Below are 17,445 nucleotides of genomic sequence, written 5' to 3'. Positions count from 1 at the left end.
AATTTATTTCATTATACTTACTAACAATGCAACCTATAGATGTCCTTTAATATGCATTACTCACAAATGATGCCTAAACTTGTCCGACAGGCATCGTTATAACCCACATCATAGCAACTTGAGTTAATAATACAGAACAAAAAAATGGAGCCTAAGTAGCTCCAAATGATTGCAGAGAACATCAGCAAACTCTAGGGTTATTGCTACCAGTCAACTACAGTGCTTATATACCCTTCCCTAATGGTTTTTAGTGTTTGTTGTCACTATCGCTAATCTTGAGGTCAAAAAACCATTCGTTGTGGCTATTATATCTACTCAAAGTGGTTAGATTAACGGGCATCCAATCTAAACGATATTCCTCGGTACGAAAGAAAAGTTACGAAACTGACGTTTATAGGGTGATTCACTCATTTTTTTAGCCCTGGCAACTCCCATTTTAAAGTTGTAATTACCACTGATATTATCAACAACTCTGGCAGTTAAAGCATTGGTTGGCTGCCGCATGTCGAGCATATTTGAATACAACACACCTTGCTTAATTGCTGGGGTAACCATAGCAATGGCTGTTACCGCGGCCTGTTCTAGCTCTATATGCCCCTTGGCTAACAGCTCAGTAAACTGAAATTGATCTTCATAGCTGCCATGCAGAGTGTCTTTAAAACAGGGCACTCGATCAGAATACAAAATTACCCGATCACCGGACTCAATACCTCTGGCTTTAGCATCTATTGGATGAATTTCTACCCAATTTTCTGGCCAACGCTGCATGGTAAAAGCCCGGCGCTGAGTGTCATCAAAACCCGACTGCCATATTTCATTAATGCGTCCGTTAGTAAACCAAAGTTCATCTTCTTTCGGTTGCATCCATTGATGAAAATCAGCAAATAAACTCCATGGATGCTTTTGTAAATTAACTTTTCCTGTATGGGTATTAAATGCTAACAATGTTTTAGGTATAATATTAGCGCCTTGTGGACCATTTTCTAAGCCTTTTTCTGCCAATGCTTGTTCCGACATTTCAGTATCATGCAATCGTTTGGTACCAATTAACTGGTCAGTTTTATAATTATAAAAGACTGGTGCTTGGATACCATTTGTTCCCATTCGCCTCAATTGTTCATGCAAGTTTATTCCAGCTTTGTTAGCCGCTATTTTAACCATGTAAAAATCTTTTCTTGAGCCACGGCTAAAACGAGCAGCTTCTTCAGCAACACTATTTGAGTCTTGCCAGTCAAATCCATCATAACCCATTTTGCGTGCAAGCCTAGCAATAATCCACCAGTCGGGTTTTGCATCACCGGGTGAATCATAAAATTTTTGATACAGCCTTAATCGTCGTTCACCATTAGCACGGGTGAAGTTTTCCTCTCCCCAGGTAGCAGCAGGAAAAATAATATCAGCAAACCGAGCACCTATAGGGTCACGTAAATAAATATCCTGGTTAAAAACAACCATCCCTCCAGATTCAACTCGTTTTTTTAAAGTTGCGATTATTTTAGCTTTATCAAAACTATCCACCTGATGGGGATTGTTTTGAGTTAACTCACGAAATTTGCTGTATAGCCCTTGTGATCCTGTCATTGACTGAATCCAAGTGGTACCTATCACATGGGCTAATCGGGTATGACCTGAAACTAACCAGCGATCAACATCCAACGCCCTACGCCTTCTACCAGGCAGTTTTTCAGGCGATTTATTTCTTGGTAATTTACCTCCCCAAACTCCTCCCCGTTGATGCCCACCAAATCGACCTATCACTCTTCCCTCACGGCCACCAGTCCCACAAATAGTAGCCAAACTTGCAATTGCATTGGTATTACCCGTGTTATTACTCCAGTAGAAGCCTTTTTCAATGCCAAAAGAAGCTTTTTTTCTAGACCCATCAATATTTGGCTTTGCCAGCATAACCGCTGCTTTATAAATCTTTTCTACATTAATTCCAGCAATTTTAGCTGCATATTCCGGCTCATATTCAGGTTGAGAGAAATTCCATTTTTTATAATCATCAAAACCATCTGTTTGAAACTTTTTCCAGGTAGTACGCCATTGCCATGGGGTATTGCGAGTCCCCTGGCCAAAGCCAGAGTTTGACTCCCACTTATTGTTAACCCATTGCTTTAGCCACTCACCGTCTTCCCAACCATTTTCCATAATAACTCTTGCAATAGCGCCCAATACTAACGTATCGGTACCTGGATATAAGTCTATATGTAAACCTCCCATTTTTTTCATATAAGCAATCCCAGAAGTTTCTCGGGGATTAAGCGTAATAGTTTGCATCCCTTTTTGAATGGCTGGCATTATATACTGGGTAAATAGTATAGTTTTCGTTTCATAAGGGTCTGTACCACAAATCATTAATACATCAGCAGCACCCCAGTCATCGTAGCTTGGCCCAAAGTTATCAAACCCAGCATCACGAAAGCCAGGTGTAGAAGTGACATCAGAAGGCGTATCATGAAAGGTAAAATTTGCCGTATTTAAATGACGCAAGGCGTATTTAGTAATTGCATAAGTATTTTCAATATATTGATACGAGTAAGTTTTTACACAATAAGCATTAGCTCCAAATTTATCCCTTACATAAACAGCAATTTCACTTGCTACATCCATTGCAAAATCCCAGTTGACGGGCTGTAGAATCCCACCTACACGAATTAATGGTTGTAACAATCTATCTTTCGTTGCAGTCAAAGGATTACCTAATTATCACTATACCTAAGCCATTAACTGCTGTATATTTGAACAGCATGGAAACTTAATTGAGAAGGTATAAATAATGGCTATCAACAAAGTTCAATTTCAAAAAGGCCTGAGTTTAAACGAGTTTCTCAAACAATATGGTACAGAAGAACAATGCTTTAATACCTTATACAAATTGCGATGGCCAGAAGGTTTTCAGTGCCCCAATTGTGGATACGACAAATGCTGTCAACTCACTACTAGAAAGCTTCAGCAGTGCTATAAATGTCACCAGCAAACATCTGTAACTGCAGGTACTATCTTTGAATCAACCAAATTACCATTAAAGACTTGGTTCCAAGGGATGTATTTGATCTCCCAAGACAAAAAAGGTATATCAGCCATAGAATTACATCGCCATTTAGGTATTTCCTATCAAGCTGCCTGGAGAATGAAACATAAGCTCATGAAAGTGATGCAAGAAAGAGAAGGCACCAAGCAATTGTCGGGTTTTATTGAAATTGATGATGCCTATCTTGGTGGCGAGCGTACAGGTTGCAAAAGAGGTAGGGGAGCAGATGGGAAAATACCTTTTGTAGCAGCCGTAGAAACAACAAAACAAGGTCAACCGACACGAATTAAACTGAGCATTTTAAAAGGGTTTAATAAAGAAGAGATAACGGCTTGGAGTAGGCAGAATTTGGCCAAGGGCAGTACCGTAATCTCCGATGGACTGGCCTGTTTTAATGGTGTCATAGAAGCAGGTTGTCTTCATGATAAAATTGTATGCGGTGGTGGTCGTGCATCAGTAGAGGAACCTGAATTTTATTGGGTTAACACCATCCTTGGAAACTTAAAAAGTGCTTTACGTAGCACTTATCATGCTATTCGCGCTAAATATGCACAACGTTATCTTGCTGAATTTCAGTATCGATTTAATCGAAGATTTAGCTTAGTAGAATTTATTCCTAGGCTAGCATTTGTAGCACTGAGAACACCTCCACTACCAGGTAAGCTACTAAATATAGCTTAGGTATGATGATAATTAGGAAGGATTATAAACTTTTTGCGCCAATAACCCTCCACGCATACTGGAATCACCTGATTTATTTACCACTTTCGTCTGTTTATCGGGCACAATCACGATGTGATGAGGCTCTCCGTTATGCATAATTACATTATATTGAGCAGGTGCCACCCAAGCCTGCAAAGGAAAACTCGGAAAGTCTATGCCAAAAGCATTTTCATTAGCTTTCATCCCACCACTTGGTTCTCTAATTGGCCAACGATAAACTTTAAACCCACAGGCAACTACACAATAATCACAAGCAGTGGTAATTACTTCAGCAGTTGGTGGCGGTAATGGAATATGATCTTCCTGTGAACACATATGCCTGGCCATTGCACTAACCTCCTGCTGATGCAATTAAATTATCAGTACGTCCAAACAACAACCCCATGATGCCTGTAGCAATTATTGCTTCATTTTGTATTTCCAAAACAATTTGTGGCAAGCTTTGATATGCTTGCCCAGCAACTAAAATACCATGGCGGGTTAAATCAAATAGCGACAAGTGAAATGGACAAGGGCCTAATACCCTATGTCCATCAACTGCCTTATAAGTACCTTGTAATGGACCTCCCTGGTGGCTGCAATAATAACTAAACGCCACAATATCGGCTTCAGAGCCAACGCCCCCTCCTGCTGATACCCCTAGCTTTACTAAAATGGAAGCTGTATTTACTCCTTCATCCGGATAATGGATATTAATCGGCTCATTAACTCTCAAGTTATTAACATTAGCTACCTGCTTATTAGGGTACTTAACCATTTTGGCAGTTAATGACTGTGCTTCACCAGCTTGGTTATAGACGACCAATGGGACCAAAGAAGCCACTGCCGCTTTACTTGAATTAAGCAAAAACTGCCGACGATTCATTAAACAAGAGGCTTTTTTATTTTCAGCATCCATTGCTATATTAGTAGGGATCATTTCTTTGCCTCCTTTAATTCATTTTTACTGAACAACGGCTGATAGGCAGGTAGTTTAGGACGTTCTATGGTAATTTTTTCTCCAGAAAATGCTTTTAAAAATAATAACAATTGCTGTTTTTCCTTCTTTGTCAGGCCAAGTGGCTTAATGAGTTGGCTCTTGGTTGCTGGATACGCTGTGGTTCTTCCATCCTTAGTAAATCCACCTCTATCATAAAAATTAATCACTTCTTTCAAGTCAGCTAGTTCACCATTATGCATGTAAGGTGCTGTATAAAGGGTATAACGTAAAGACGGTGTTCTGAATTTACCTTTCATAGCAGAATGTTTGGTACGAAAATAAGCCCCAGGATCAGCCTTAGTATGACGATATTGCTGTTCATTTATTCCCTTAGCATACAGTTCATAACGCATGGTTATTTGAGCCAATGGGTTAGTTAACCATTCACTGCTAGGTGGGACACCAACATTATGATAGGATTGATCTGAAGCTAAAGCACCATTATGACACTGAATACAGCCAGCTTTACCTTCAAATAATTTTTTGCCAGCGATTTGCTCTGTTGTTAGTGCTGCCTTATCTCCTATTAAAAAACGATCGAGAGGAGTATCAGTTTGAATTAAGGTACGCTCAAATGCTGCAATTGCATTCCATGCATTATTAATTTTAGGCCATTCATCACCAAAGACTTTTTTAAATTGCTCACGATATTCAGGAATTAATGCCAACCTGGCTTCCATAATGTCATCTTCACCATTACCCGCAACCGCTCCTTTAGCAGCAGATCGAGCTTGTCCCTCTAAGGATTTAGCAGAACCCGCCCAAAATAACTTATCATAATAAGCTGCATTAATTATTGTTTGAGCATTTCGCCAGTGAATTGTACCAGGGTAGCCTAATGACAATTTACCTGGCCAATCCCACCCCATTTCTGGTACATGGCAGGAAGCACATGCTGTTGAGCCGTCACCACCTAAACGACCATCAAAGAAAAGCAGTTTTCCTAATGCTACCTTTTGTTCTGTTGTTTTATTATCATTAGGCTCAGGTACTTTACCTAAAGGACTTAATGGTGGAAATTGACTGGCTTTAGCTTGCTGAAATAAGACTTGTTGTGCCCATAACAATAGCAGAGTAAACGTAGCAACCTTGAACCACAAGTATTTTAATCGTTTCATTAGCAATCCCTGCTTACTATAAATCTATTTTACGTATGCAGCCTCTTTTAAATTATTTTACACAACACTTACCTCTCCAACCTTAATAACTAATAAATAATTAATTCACTTTTTCCTGCCATTTTTCAATTAAATGATAGCTATACTGTTGTTTTAGATCGCTATATTGTTTAGCTACATTCGTAGGTGATGATAATGATTCAAGAAAAGCAACAAGTGACTTTTGTTCTACTTTTGTTAAGTTTAATGGCTTAATCCTTTTATCAAGGTTGCGATCTTTACCACCACCTTTGTTATAAAATGATATCACTTCATTAAGGGTATTAAAAACTCCATTATGCATATAAGGTGCTGTATATTTTAGTTCTTTAAGAGTTGGGGTAATAAACTGCTCTCTATCGCTACCGTCTGCCTTATGAGTTAAAACATGTGCACCTACATCGCGCTTAAGTGACATATAATCAGATACTCCCATAAACATGTTAAAGGCAAGAAAGGCCTGATGCCTTAGGGGATCAAGAAATACTGATAAATTTTCAGGCACTCCTGTGTTATGGGGTAATTCATCTGTAAATAAAATGCCCCTATGGCATTGACTACAGCCAGCTTTACCAAAAAATAATTTTTTACCTTGTTTCGCTTGTACTGTTAGTTCGTCTGTATCATAAGCATTTTGCAAAGATGTTAGAGAGGCCAAAAACGCAGGCAGTGCTTTTCTGACTCCACCATTACTGGGCTCACCCAGTCCTGCTTGATCAAATAGTGTTGGATAAATCGGGTCTTGTTTCAATCGCTCTTGCATTAAGCGCATATCCATATTCATGATATAGTCTTCTGTCAACATTTCCCTGACTACATCATTTAAATTAGTTGCAATTCTACCATCATGAAACCAACGGGTTTTTAACGCAGTATTAATTAACGTAGGAGCATTGCGAAAGTGCTTGTTACCAGGATATCCTGGTGACAAGGGTGAGTTGTGGGTAAAGCCATGCTGTGGCTGATGACAATCACTACAAGCAATACTACTATCGCCCGAGAGACGTTTATCAAAAAACAACCGCTTACCTAATTCAACCAAAGCAATATCAGTATCGCTATTAGCTTTGAGACTTTTAGTATTATCAGCTGTTATCAATGTACTGTTTATTATCAATACTAATAATACAACAATTTTAAATTTTTTGGCCTGTACTATAAGCCTCATGGTATGTGACATCCTTGTCTTTGCATGAATTAAAGTAGATTCTGTTACTAGTAAATTTTGTACCTCTAAAAATCATATAAGGCAAAACCTAAGCCAGTTACATTTTTTCACAACTAATTGAAAGTAAAGTATTTTACTAAATATACATATATGTACCCAACAAACAGAACGTTAAATAAATCACAAGCATTAAACAAATCATATAACAGATTTTGGTTTTCAGCTATCCACTTAACCAACTTGTTACTGTTTAGTTTATTTAGGGTGTGTTAACAGAGTAATTTATATTACAACTGGAGAGAAACTCATTTTAATAAAATGTAATTTTAGAGAAGGGAAAAGTTGTAAAAATTTGAGACTGTATAGAAAATGAGTAGCTGTAAAGCCTACCTAGTTACCCAGGTAAGCCTTAGTTACTAATTATTTACACCAGCAGCTCGTGTAAATCTAAGTTTTCCATTTCAGCAATTTTATCCCGTAAAAACTTCTCTACAGTAGAACAAGCCAATAACCAGGGTCGATCAGTTATCGTAATAGTTGCTACTTTACCGTTGACAACATATTTACCTTTAATTTGGCCAATTACTGGAATTGTAAGCTGAAAAGATGCTTTTTTCTCATTACCTGTGACAGTACCATTATACTGAGCCAGCATTGTTTTTACTTTTTCAAAAAGTACTTCAGGTTCACTTTTAAATGCTACATCAAATGGGCTGCAACTTGCCATAATTAGTCTCCTTTTTCTGTTTTCTATTGACCTTTGAGAACCTGGATAAAGCAACCTTGCTTATCAGGCAGGGTTAATGTTAAAGAGACTTAAGCTAAGAAGTAATTTGGAAATGATGCCCTGGAAAAATTAGGGCATCTAATGAGGAGAGTATCAATGGGTAAAATCACCCCAGAGGTTAACAACGTAGGGTAACTTTTATTTTTAGGTAGTCTATCAGTGAATTACTTGCTTATAGGTATTGTGTGTGACTTGCAGAATAAAATGAGGTACTCATTGGGTCTTGGTTATTCACACTATCCGTATTGACATCAGTTGCAGTTGCTCCGTCAGTACCCGTGACATAACTAAATTGTTTTAGCTCATCTAACTCGACCAACTTAACTGGTTTTTGCACTGTTAATGTTAAGCTCTCAGTAAATTGATTGCCTACCAACTCAGCCTGCTCTTGCGTTGCTAGTATAAACCGTAAGTCGCCTTTTGCTGTGACTGCACACAAGCAAATAGCAGTTGGGGAATTGTCAATATCATTAGTTATCGGATGATTGCTAATAAAATATAAAACTTCTCTACTTTTTTTAGCTTCCATCTTGATCACAGCAACCCGTTCACGAAGAGAGTCATTAGCAGAAAAGTCATAATCTTCTTTACTGTAAATGCCTAGCTTTGCCAGTAAGCGACTTACTCCAGTTTTACTGATTTTCACTTGAAAGGTTTGCTCGATGACCAGCTTAAAAGACTCTCTGTCCCAAAGTGCTTTTTCAATACCAAACTCAGTTGGTTTTTTTTGCAGCACTGACACCAGTTGATTCAAATGCTCTTCAGTCAATTTTGGTGGACGCCCAGTAATAGGCTTTGCTTTCAAGCCTTCTTCACCGTGCTTTTGATACTGAGAAAGCCAATCGTAAATACATGAACGATGAAAACCAACTGACTTGATTACTAGCTCAGGACTTTCTCCTGCCAATACACGCTTTACTGCAGCAATTCTGATTTTTTCTAGCTCTTCATGTGACAGCTTTCTACCATCAATCTTAGTCATATCTACAACGCACCCATGGTTAATAGCATATAAAAACTTATAATCGAAAGGCTGCTTTTTTATAATGAATGAAGAGGATTAATATTATTAACTAAGCAATGTTAGCTTGTATTTCACCAAAATTAAAATTTGTTGCTTTCAACTTACTGTCTAAAAATACTATTCATAACATAGTTGATCACAATCAAACCACCTTATGGGATTCCTCTTATTTGCCTATCATCGATTACTACCCTGCTAGAAAGTTCCACAAAGACTTCTAGCCTTTTTTTAACTTCCTGTACAAAATTCCCTGTTTCTCCCCTCGTCAATAAACCTTGAACCATAAAAATCTATTGGCCTATTGTACTAATTGCTGTTCTTTTACAGTTGTCCATCAACTAGTGACAGCCCACTTGATCTATAGGACACAGCTAACTAGTTTAAACTTTCAACCAAACTAAAATTTTTCTTATATTTTATTTGAAAGATTATATATAACTTTCAAACAGCCTAATTACACTAAAAAATGCTGAAGCTACATCTAAACACTGTATAACTTAGAAGTACCTTGTCCTACATTGGATGTTTTATAGGCAAAGTTCAATAAAACACTTAAATTGACGCATTTCATCAAAGTGTAACTTGAAGGTGTTTATTTATCATATGTGCTCTTTTTAAAAACCTTTATAAGTTAAGGCTTTTTCTTAGATCACTACTTACATTAGCAAGTTGTTTACTTTGAGTTGTTGGTCACATAGCCAATAAAAGTATTTTTTAGTTCCAATATATGTATTAACCGAAGTAAATTATGGGTAAATATCCTTCTATACATATAAAATTCAATAGAACTGTTTTGTGTTATTCCATTATGTCTTGCACCTTTGACTAAAAACCACCAAAAAAAAGCTATCGTACTGATAAATAAAACTAATAGAATAACTACTCACTATTAAAGTTTATCGTATCTTCATTAAGCTATTTTTTGAAGCCAAAATGAGGCTTAAATACCACTCTTGAACCAACTTTTTACGTCATGTTTTAACATATCACGACACTAATACCTTTTTAGTGCTACTTTATGTAAAAAGACTTACTAATTCTGTATATCTACCTACAGCTTCTCATTACTTACCAGCTAAACATAACTTATTGAAGTTTAAGATATTTTTTAGATGTTCGCTCGATATTGGCCTCTAGCAGTTCATTCACTGTTCCAACAGCACCCTAGGTTCTACATAGGGTGGAAAGAGCTGGAAGAATAGCCCTGGTTGTGGTTGTGGTTGTGGTTGTGGTTGTGAACGATCAATGCTTAAGTTTGAAATAAGTCACAATTTGTTTCTGGTGTGTCTATTCTGAGTGGCATTGCAATTGTTCAGAACATGCTGACAACAACTGGGTAAGTAACATACTACCAAGTACACCAAAAGTGAAAAGATAAAGACCGATGTGCACTGTCACATTAGCGATAACACCAAACTTAATTGTAACCAGCATAATCGCCACAATAAATACATCTAACATTGACCATTTGCCCAAGGTTTGGAGGATTTTGATATATCTTTTATTTTTTTGCAAAGATTGACTTCCAAATAGAATAATAAAAATTAGCGACAGCTTAAAAACAGGAATAACAATACTAAAAATAAAGACCGCCAGAAACAAAATCAGTTGTTTTTCACTGAGCAGCTCGATAACGATTGAAGCAAGCGACACTTGATTTTCTAAAAAATAGAACCTTTCCAAGGTAAATAAAGGCAAAAACATACCACATACAATCAGGACAGATATAACCAACCAGCCAAGTTTTAGAATTGTAACTAATTTCATATGCACGATGTTTACTAATGATAATAGCTGGCTGCATTTCAACCAGCAATTTAAAATTATTCCCGATGAGTATTCAAACCATACCGATCAATTTTCTTTAGTAATCCCTGTCTTGATAACCCTAGTTTTTGTGCTGCATGCGTTCTATTACCATTGCTTTGCTCAAGTGCTGCTGTAATCAAACGGATTTCCAATTGTTTCACTTGCCGATCTAATGACTCATCAGTCATTTTTGCTGGTGTTACTTTATCCGCAGCAAACAGGAAATTAATTTCCTCAGAGGTGACATGCTTTCCCTGAGAAATAGCAGCTAGGCTTTCTACTGTATTTTTTAATTCTCGAATATTACCTTGCCAATGATGGTTAGTCAGCCAAGCCAATGCATCTGCCTGGATAGTAATTGCTGTTTGATTTTTTACATTGTAACGAAGTAAAAAATGTTGGATAAGCGCGGGAATATCCTGTTTACGTTGCTGTAAACTTAAGGTTTGAATGGTTATACCTTTGATTCGATAAAATAAATCATCTCGAAAATCACCAACAGCTACAGCACTCGGTAAATCACGGTTTGTTGCACTAACTATACGGATATTCACTTTAATCAAGTCTCTACCACCTACAGGATAAAAACTCCCTTCTTGCAGCACTCTTAGCAGCTTAACCTGCATAGCACTGGGCATTTCACCTATTTCATCTAAAAATAAGGTTCCATTATCTGCTAAGGTAATCAAGCCATCGCGATCTTTATCTGCGCCAGTAAATGCCCCTTTTTTATAGCCAAATAACTCGCTCTCTAATAAATCTGCTGGAATAGCACCACAATGCACTGAAATAAAGGGCTGTTTTTTTCGGTTACTATGTTGATGAACCGCTTTCGCAATGATTTCTTTTCCTGTACCTGAAGGACCAGTAATTAATACGGGTACATCAGTCGGTGCAATACGCGCAATTAATTGCCTGGTAACTTGAATATTTTCACTACCCCCTACCAGCCCCATATCATCATCTTTTACTAATTGCTGACGTAACTGGTTTAGTTGTTGTTCTAACTCATGCTTAACCAACGCGCGCTTTACTACAACTGCTAACATTTCTGGGTCTAACGGTTTGGCTAAAAAATCCCAGGCACCATTTTTAATAGCCGTTAAAGCCAACTCTCTATCAGCATGCCCTGTCATTACAATAACAGGAGCCTTACACTCAGGAATTAAACGTAGCCCTTCTTCTGGAGTAAAAGAAGGTGGTAATGCAAGATCAAGTAAAATAAGGTCTATCGATTGCTGTGCTAAAACCTGTTTAGCTTGTTCAGTATCTGCAGCAACCGATACCTCATAACCCTGCTGAGTCAGCCATAATTTGCATAACTCGCAAAATGCCGGCTCATCATCAACCACTAGGATATGCTCATTAATCATTGTATTTTTTGCTCAATCAGGAAATGGAAACTGACAGATGAAACTACAGTTCCAACCCATGGAATCTGAGTGATAAATATAACCATCATGCGCATCCATAATGCGCTTAATTATTGCCAGCCCAAGACCGCTACCACCTGCTCGTTTACTCACAAAGGGTGTGAATAACTGCTTTTTCATCTCTTCAGTGATTGCAGGCCCATTATTATGCACAACGATTTCACAACAGATATTTCTATTATTTTTTTGGATGCTATTTGCGCTCACTAAAATATGTGGATTTTGCTGGTTACGTGTAAAAGCAGCTGCGTTCTCCAATAAATTAGTTAGCACTTGCTGTATTTTTCCGCAGTCGCCATAGATAGCTAGATCACTTTCAATATCTATTGATATCTTCACTTGGTAATTTTGTTCTATATAACTGGCGACAGTTGAAATAATCAATGCAAGCTTATTTATCTCACAGTTAAGTTCCAACTTACCAGAATAACTGAGCATATCGCTCACTAATTGATCTGCTCTTGCTACTTGTGCCTGAATATAACTACGGGTGGTTTTATCTGTTTGAACCGCTGCCATTGAAATGATATTAAGCGGATTACGCAGTTCATGAGCCATTGCTGCAGATAAACTACCAAGTTCAACTAAATGCTGCTCAGCAAGCCGCTGTTTTTCTTGTTTAGCTATTTGAAAACGTTGTTCAAGTAAACGGGCACTACTTAATAATAAAGCAGCAAAAACTTCACCTACATGACGCAAACTAGGTGTTAGATCTTCCCAACCAACTAACTTTATTTCCCAATCTGACTCATTTAAACAATAGATGGTTGGCTCATGATGCTTTTCTGTTACGACAAATTCCACTCTCAATAATCGACCCACATGCTGTTGTAATAATTCTTCAGCTGTTGTTTTTAACAATTGCCAGCTCTGGCATTGCTGCATGGTGGCTAGCCACTGATCTATAGTTCCCTGATCCAGGTGCGCCCCTGGATAAATAATTCGATCCGCTAATAAGTGAGCTGGCTGGCTTAACATCCAGGCTACAGCTAAAACAAACAATGAGTAAAGCCAGAGTTGTATGAGTGGTACCTCAGCAAAAGCCGTTATCCCTATTGAACCCGCAACAGCACTAAAAAGTGCGATAGCAATAAAAAGCCCCGTCACTAAAGCTAGCCAGTTAATGGCTTTTCTAGCCCAGTGGTTGACTTCCACCAGCTGATAACGAGTTACGCCATAAACCAACAAGACAGCATAACTTGGCAATAGCAGCATTGGATAGGGAAACACATTAATATTCACCGAAGGAAACACGAAACTAGTGGCTAACAGTAATCCCCAGCCCCCAGCAATAAACATGGCAACAATTGATCGCCGTTTATTTGCTGAACTGACTTGCCATCCCCAAACCAGTAACGAGTGCGCTTCTAACCCAACAAGTACTGTATATGCTAAATTTACCCAGCCAAACCCCTCCAACCGAACAAATTCATTAAATGATAGCCAGGGCTGCAACCAGTCGTCATCAGCAACCAGCCAGCTAATAAGAGAAATTACCGCAGCTAACCAATACCAAATCGTTATCCGGTGCTGCATGGTTTTTATAAGTGCTGGTGAAGTTTGTGGCTTACTGGTGTCACCTATAAAACGAAGCGTGAAATGCAGAAAAAAAGTAGGTATAAATGGATTAGCTAATAATAAAGCTAAACCGACTTGTTGGCAGCCTCCAGCATCAAACTGCACCAATAAGTGCCCTGCGCACCAGCCCGCCATGGCCAAACAAAACCCTGCCAAAGGTTGCAGTACTTTATGCTGGGCAGACTTAGCAATTAACCAGGCTCCTGCCAATACAGCCGTAATGACTGTCAAGCTCATGGAAGCATAAAAAGCGGTCATTAAAGCCATTGCTTCAGTGTTAACAGTGTTGATAGTTGCTTCTCATTAATCTGTAAATGACGTTTACAGTTATTCTACCAAAGCCAGTTACATTGCGCTAAATCATTGCAATTTACTTGACGTTTAAAACTGGCATGTTCTTTGTAGTGTAACTAGTACAAGCACAAGCAGTAATCATAACTAAAGCATGTTGAGAGGTAGGCTGAGATGAATAATAGCGTTCTTATGATGGACTTACTATCTGCTGGATTGATCATCACTATAGCGTTGCTTCCTGGTTTAATTCAATTAGCGCAAAATCAACGTAATGCCAGCTAGGGGATAGCATCATGGAATTAGACCCCGCCGTACTTTCCCGTATTCAGTTTGCCTTAACCATTAGTTTCCATATTATTTTTCCAACTTTATCTATTGGCTTAGCTTGTTATATTGCCATCATGGAAGGGCTCTGGTTAAAGCTCCGAAAGCCAGTTTATTTACAACAAGCAAAATTCTGGATAAAACCCTTTGCAATTACTTTCGGGATGGGGGTCGTATCTGGCCTGGTACTTTCTTATCAGTTCGGTACCAACTTTAATAAATTTTCTGAACTAGCATCACCTGTGATAGGCCCTTTACTTAACTATGAAGTACTCACCGCTTTTTTCTTAGAAGCTGGTTTTTTAGGCATAATGCTATTTGGCTGGAATAGAGTAAGCGAGAAAATCCATTTTGGTGCTTCCGTGGTAGTAGCCGTGGGTACCATCCTATCTGCTTTTTGGATTTTGGCGGCTAATTCATGGATGCATACTCCTGCTGGCGTCATTATTGATAATAATCAAATTCTAGTAACCAGCTGGCTAAAAGTGATATTTAACCCTTCATTTCCCTATCGCTTTGCTCATATGTTAATTGCCAGCTTTATCACCACTTTGGTGGTGATAGCCAGCGTTTCCAGTTATTACTTGCTAAAAAAACACCATCAACCATTTGCTAAAAAAAGCTTAGGGATCGCGGTTGCAGGGCTTGTGGTACTGACTCCTATTCAAGCCTTTGTGGGTGATCTACATGGTCTTAACACATTAGAACACCAACCTGTCAAAGTTGCTGCAATGGAAGGCATTTGGGAAACAGAACAGGGAGCAGGTCTGCGGTTGTTTGCTATTCCTGATCAAGCCCAAGCGAAAAACGATTATGAAATAGTTATTCCAAAGCTGGCAAGTTTAATTTTAACCCACGACACTGAAGGTACTGTAAAAGGCCTCAATGCAGTGCCAGCTGATGAACATCCTCCCGTTGCAGTGGTTTTTTACAGCTTTCGTCTGATGCTGGGCATTGGCGTCTTTTTACTAACCGTAGCTTACTTAGGTCTATGGCTGGCCCAAAAAGGCTCTCTATTTAGTAACCGCTATTATTTAACAATTCTGAAATGGTCAGCACCATTAGGTTTTATCGCCACACTAGCCGGCTGGTATGTTGTAGAAGTGGGTCGACAACCCTGGTTAATTCAAGGCTTATTCCGCACTAGTGACTTAGTAACCCCTTTACCTGCTGAAAGAATTCTCATCAGCTTAATCGGTTTCGTGATCATTTACACCTTGCTATTTGGAGTTTACTTGTATTTTTTCAAGAAGCTAATACGTCAAGGGCCAGAAGTTATTAGCTCAGGAAATACTACAGAAGTCGCCACCAGCAATATAGCCAAAGCGAATGGCTTTTAGTGACAACAGGTCCTAAAAAATCATTCGAGAAGGGCATACCAAGCAAGTTAAACCTGCATAAAAGTGTGTAAATATAAAGAGAGAATTTTAAGCTGAAGGTAAAACTTTATGGACTTAGCAATAGTATGGTTATTAGTGATTGTTTTCGGCATATTTGTTTACGCTATCCTGGATGGGTTTGACCTTGGTATTGGAATTCTTTATCCATGGCTAAGTAAACAAGAACGAATGACAGCCCTGCATTCCATCAAACATGTATGGGATGGTAATGAAACCTGGATGGTATTTGCTGGTGTTTGTTTGTTGGTTGCATTCCCTAAAGTTTATAGCCTGGTTTTAGGGACTCTATATATCCCAGTTTTCCTCATGCTCTTCGCTCTAATTTTTCGTGGCGTTGTTTTTGAGTATCGTTTTAAGGCAGACCGAAGTAGTGTATGGTGGGACTTTAGCTTCTTTGCCGGATCAACCATCGCCGCATTTAGCCAGGGTACTATATTGGGCTCAGTTCTACTTGGCTTACAGGCAAATACCGAGCAACTGATTCCTATATGGTTACATCCTTTTTCCCTAGCCATGGGATCTTTAATAGCCATCACTTATTGCACACTAGGTAGCTTATGGTTACAAATTAATACTGAGTCTATGCTTGAGAAAAAATGTAACTCTATCGCGAATAAAATGATTGTCTTATTCAGTATTCTTTGTCTGATTGTTGTATATAGCTTTTTTGGTGGTTTTACCTGGGCGGAAGAGGCGTTTGTTGCTGCTTTTATTAGCTACAAATGGATAGTTCTTGTTGTCACAGGATTTTTTAGCTTTATTACGATAAGAAGCAATATCAGTACTCATAACCAATCTAAAAAGACCTTCTTATTGTTTTGTGGTTATTTATTGATTTTATATCTAGGCCTGTTAAACCTTGTCTTCCCCTACATTATTCCAGAACAACTTACCATTTGGGAAGCAATGGGTAATGAAAATAGTTTACAGTTTGCCTTAGTTGGGGTTGCACTATTACTACCTATAGTGCTTGTTTATACGGTTTACAGTTATAAAGTATTTTCCGGCAAACCAGACAGCGCAGGAGCTTACTAAAAATTAGCCTAAAAATCATTCGAGAAGAGTATATGAATATTTTACAGAAACATTTAGGCGAATCTTACAACAATCTACCACCCTTGCTAGAGCAAGCTCACAGAGGGGACATATATTTAAAAGGAAAGGCAATCGTTAAACGAGGTAACAGACTTGGAAATATAATCGCCAATATACTAAAAATGCCACCAGCTAGTACTGATTGTAATTTACAGGTGTATGGCAACCATACAGAAGACAGTATGAAATGGCAAAGACATTTTGAAAACCATATAATGACCAGCAACTTTAAAATAGCGGGAGAATTTTTAACTGAACAGTTAGGTCCTATCAGTTTACTGCTTAAACTAAACATTAAAGATAATAAGCTTTCTTACCATGTTGTAAAAACATCAGTGTTTGGTATACCAATTCCTAAAGTATTCAGTCCAACACTCACTGCATATGAAATGGAATATAATGAATTATATAGATTCCATGTTTCTATAAGCTTACCTATTATTGGCTTGCTTATCAGTTATAATGGCGACCTAAAGCTAATTTAAATGACATACTAAGAATAATTTTCTAATAAACAACAACTGCTTACAACAACTAACAGAAAATCATTCATATGAAAAATAACAAATGCTATTAATGGTTTACAACTATTAAAACAAATCAATTGCTTACTCACCTAACCACTATAAGGATTTTTAAG

At 38.1% G+C, this 17,445-nt stretch carries 14 protein-coding genes; 4 read left to right on the top strand and 10 right to left on the bottom strand.

The window, feature by feature from the left end; genetic code table 11:
* Nucleotides 1-345: 345 nt before the first annotated feature.
* The gene (locus tag G4Y78_RS02995) at nt 346-2,694 is read right to left on the bottom strand and encodes a molybdopterin oxidoreductase family protein (protein ID WP_163831533.1); all 2,349 of its coding nucleotides are present in this window, start codon (nt 2,692-2,694) and stop codon (nt 346-348) included.
* 85 nt (nt 2,695-2,779) lie between these two features.
* Between G4Y78_RS02995 and G4Y78_RS02990 the strand changes: the two genes are divergently transcribed.
* Nucleotides 2,780-3,715 (top strand): IS1595 family transposase, encoded by a 936-nt coding sequence (locus tag G4Y78_RS02990; RefSeq protein WP_163830705.1) that lies wholly within the window; start codon nt 2,780-2,782, stop codon nt 3,713-3,715.
* 12 nt (nt 3,716-3,727) lie between these two features.
* On the opposite strand, the gene G4Y78_RS02985 is transcribed toward G4Y78_RS02990, so the two are convergent.
* The 9 genes from G4Y78_RS02985 to G4Y78_RS02945 all read right to left on the bottom strand — a co-directional run bounded on the left by G4Y78_RS02985 (nt 3,728) and on the right by G4Y78_RS02945 (nt 13,950).
* Nucleotides 3,728-4,084 carry a hypothetical protein gene (locus G4Y78_RS02985; protein ID WP_163831531.1) on the bottom strand — a complete coding sequence of 119 codons (357 nt, stop codon included), beginning with the start codon at nt 4,082-4,084 and terminating at the stop codon, nt 3,728-3,730.
* Nucleotides 4,085-4,088: 4 nt separating this feature from the next.
* On the bottom strand, nt 4,089-4,676 hold the full coding sequence (locus tag G4Y78_RS02980; protein ID WP_222937628.1) for an arsenate reductase (azurin) small subunit: 588 nt from the start codon (nt 4,674-4,676) through the stop codon (nt 4,089-4,091).
* Nucleotides 4,673-5,854, bottom strand: a complete 1,182-nt coding sequence (locus tag G4Y78_RS02975; protein WP_163831529.1) for a cytochrome-c peroxidase — start codon at nt 5,852-5,854, stop codon at nt 4,673-4,675. The genes G4Y78_RS02980 and G4Y78_RS02975 overlap by 4 nt, the downstream gene beginning before the upstream one ends.
* A 100-nt stretch (nt 5,855-5,954) precedes the next feature.
* Nucleotides 5,955-7,061 carry a cytochrome-c peroxidase gene (locus G4Y78_RS02970; RefSeq protein ID WP_163831527.1) on the bottom strand — a complete coding sequence of 369 codons (1,107 nt, stop codon included), beginning with the start codon at nt 7,059-7,061 and terminating at the stop codon, nt 5,955-5,957.
* A gap of 424 nt (nt 7,062-7,485) precedes the next feature.
* Nucleotides 7,486-7,788 carry a hypothetical protein gene (locus G4Y78_RS02965; protein WP_163831525.1) on the bottom strand — a complete coding sequence of 101 codons (303 nt, stop codon included), beginning with the start codon at nt 7,786-7,788 and terminating at the stop codon, nt 7,486-7,488.
* 232 nt (nt 7,789-8,020) lie between these two features.
* Nucleotides 8,021-8,830: a helix-turn-helix domain-containing protein gene (locus tag G4Y78_RS02960; RefSeq protein WP_163831523.1), complete on the bottom strand. Its 810-nt coding sequence runs from the start codon at nt 8,828-8,830 to the stop codon at nt 8,021-8,023.
* A gap of 1,329 nt (nt 8,831-10,159) precedes the next feature.
* A complete protein-coding gene (locus G4Y78_RS02955; protein ID WP_163831521.1) occupies nt 10,160-10,639 on the bottom strand; it encodes a paraquat-inducible protein A in 480 nt (159 codons plus the stop codon).
* Between the two features lie 56 nt (nt 10,640-10,695).
* A complete protein-coding gene (locus G4Y78_RS02950; protein WP_163831519.1) occupies nt 10,696-12,054 on the bottom strand; it encodes a sigma-54-dependent transcriptional regulator in 1,359 nt (452 codons plus the stop codon).
* A 12-nt stretch (nt 12,055-12,066) separates the two neighbouring features.
* Nucleotides 12,067-13,950, bottom strand: a complete 1,884-nt coding sequence (locus tag G4Y78_RS02945) for a sensor histidine kinase (RefSeq protein ID WP_163831517.1) — start codon at nt 13,948-13,950, stop codon at nt 12,067-12,069.
* 329 nt (nt 13,951-14,279) lie between these two features.
* Here G4Y78_RS02945 and G4Y78_RS02940 point away from each other — a divergent pair, with 329 nt between their 5' ends.
* From G4Y78_RS02940 to G4Y78_RS02930, 3 genes are all read left to right on the top strand, one after another.
* Nucleotides 14,280-15,650 carry a cytochrome ubiquinol oxidase subunit I gene (locus tag G4Y78_RS02940; protein WP_163831515.1) on the top strand — a complete coding sequence of 457 codons (1,371 nt, stop codon included), beginning with the start codon at nt 14,280-14,282 and terminating at the stop codon, nt 15,648-15,650.
* Nucleotides 15,651-15,758: 108 nt separating this feature from the next.
* Entirely contained in the window at nt 15,759-16,745 is a 987-nt protein-coding gene (locus G4Y78_RS02935) for a cytochrome d ubiquinol oxidase subunit II (protein ID WP_163831513.1), read from the top strand.
* A gap of 32 nt (nt 16,746-16,777) precedes the next feature.
* Nucleotides 16,778-17,290, top strand: a complete 513-nt coding sequence (locus G4Y78_RS02930; RefSeq protein WP_163831511.1) for a DUF4166 domain-containing protein — start codon at nt 16,778-16,780, stop codon at nt 17,288-17,290.
* Nucleotides 17,291-17,445 lie beyond the last annotated feature (155 nt).

Origin of the sequence: Spartinivicinus ruber, assembly GCF_011009015.1 — a bacterium.
GTDB classification, from domain to species: domain Bacteria; phylum Pseudomonadota; class Gammaproteobacteria; order Pseudomonadales; family Zooshikellaceae; genus Spartinivicinus; species Spartinivicinus ruber.
Note: the sequence above shows the minus strand (reverse complement) of the source record. Positions and strands in the feature narration are given on the sequence as shown.

Excerpts from the sequence above, each read along its gene's own strand:
- G4Y78_RS02990 (WP_163830705.1), top strand. The coding sequence starts at position 2,780 with ATGGCTATCAACAAAGTTCAATTTCAAAAAGGCCTGAGTTTAAACGAG.
- G4Y78_RS02985 (WP_163831531.1), bottom strand. The coding sequence starts at position 4,084 with ATGGCCAGGCATATGTGTTCACAGGAAGATCATATTCCATTACCGCCA.
- G4Y78_RS02980 (WP_222937628.1), bottom strand. The coding sequence starts at position 4,676 with ATGATCCCTACTAATATAGCAATGGATGCTGAAAATAAAAAAGCCTCT.
- G4Y78_RS02975 (WP_163831529.1), bottom strand. The coding sequence starts at position 5,854 with ATGAAACGATTAAAATACTTGTGGTTCAAGGTTGCTACGTTTACTCTG.
- G4Y78_RS02970 (WP_163831527.1), bottom strand. The coding sequence starts at position 7,061 with ATGAGGCTTATAGTACAGGCCAAAAAATTTAAAATTGTTGTATTATTA.
- G4Y78_RS02965 (WP_163831525.1), bottom strand. The coding sequence starts at position 7,788 with ATGGCAAGTTGCAGCCCATTTGATGTAGCATTTAAAAGTGAACCTGAA.
- G4Y78_RS02960 (WP_163831523.1), bottom strand. The coding sequence starts at position 8,830 with ATGACTAAGATTGATGGTAGAAAGCTGTCACATGAAGAGCTAGAAAAA.
- G4Y78_RS02955 (WP_163831521.1), bottom strand. The coding sequence starts at position 10,639 with ATGAAATTAGTTACAATTCTAAAACTTGGCTGGTTGGTTATATCTGTC.
- G4Y78_RS02950 (WP_163831519.1), bottom strand. The coding sequence starts at position 12,054 with ATGATTAATGAGCATATCCTAGTGGTTGATGATGAGCCGGCATTTTGC.
- G4Y78_RS02945 (WP_163831517.1), bottom strand. The coding sequence starts at position 13,950 with ATGACCGCTTTTTATGCTTCCATGAGCTTGACAGTCATTACGGCTGTA.
- G4Y78_RS02940 (WP_163831515.1), top strand. The coding sequence starts at position 14,280 with ATGGAATTAGACCCCGCCGTACTTTCCCGTATTCAGTTTGCCTTAACC.
- G4Y78_RS02935 (WP_163831513.1), top strand. The coding sequence starts at position 15,759 with ATGGACTTAGCAATAGTATGGTTATTAGTGATTGTTTTCGGCATATTT.
- G4Y78_RS02930 (WP_163831511.1), top strand. The coding sequence starts at position 16,778 with ATGAATATTTTACAGAAACATTTAGGCGAATCTTACAACAATCTACCA.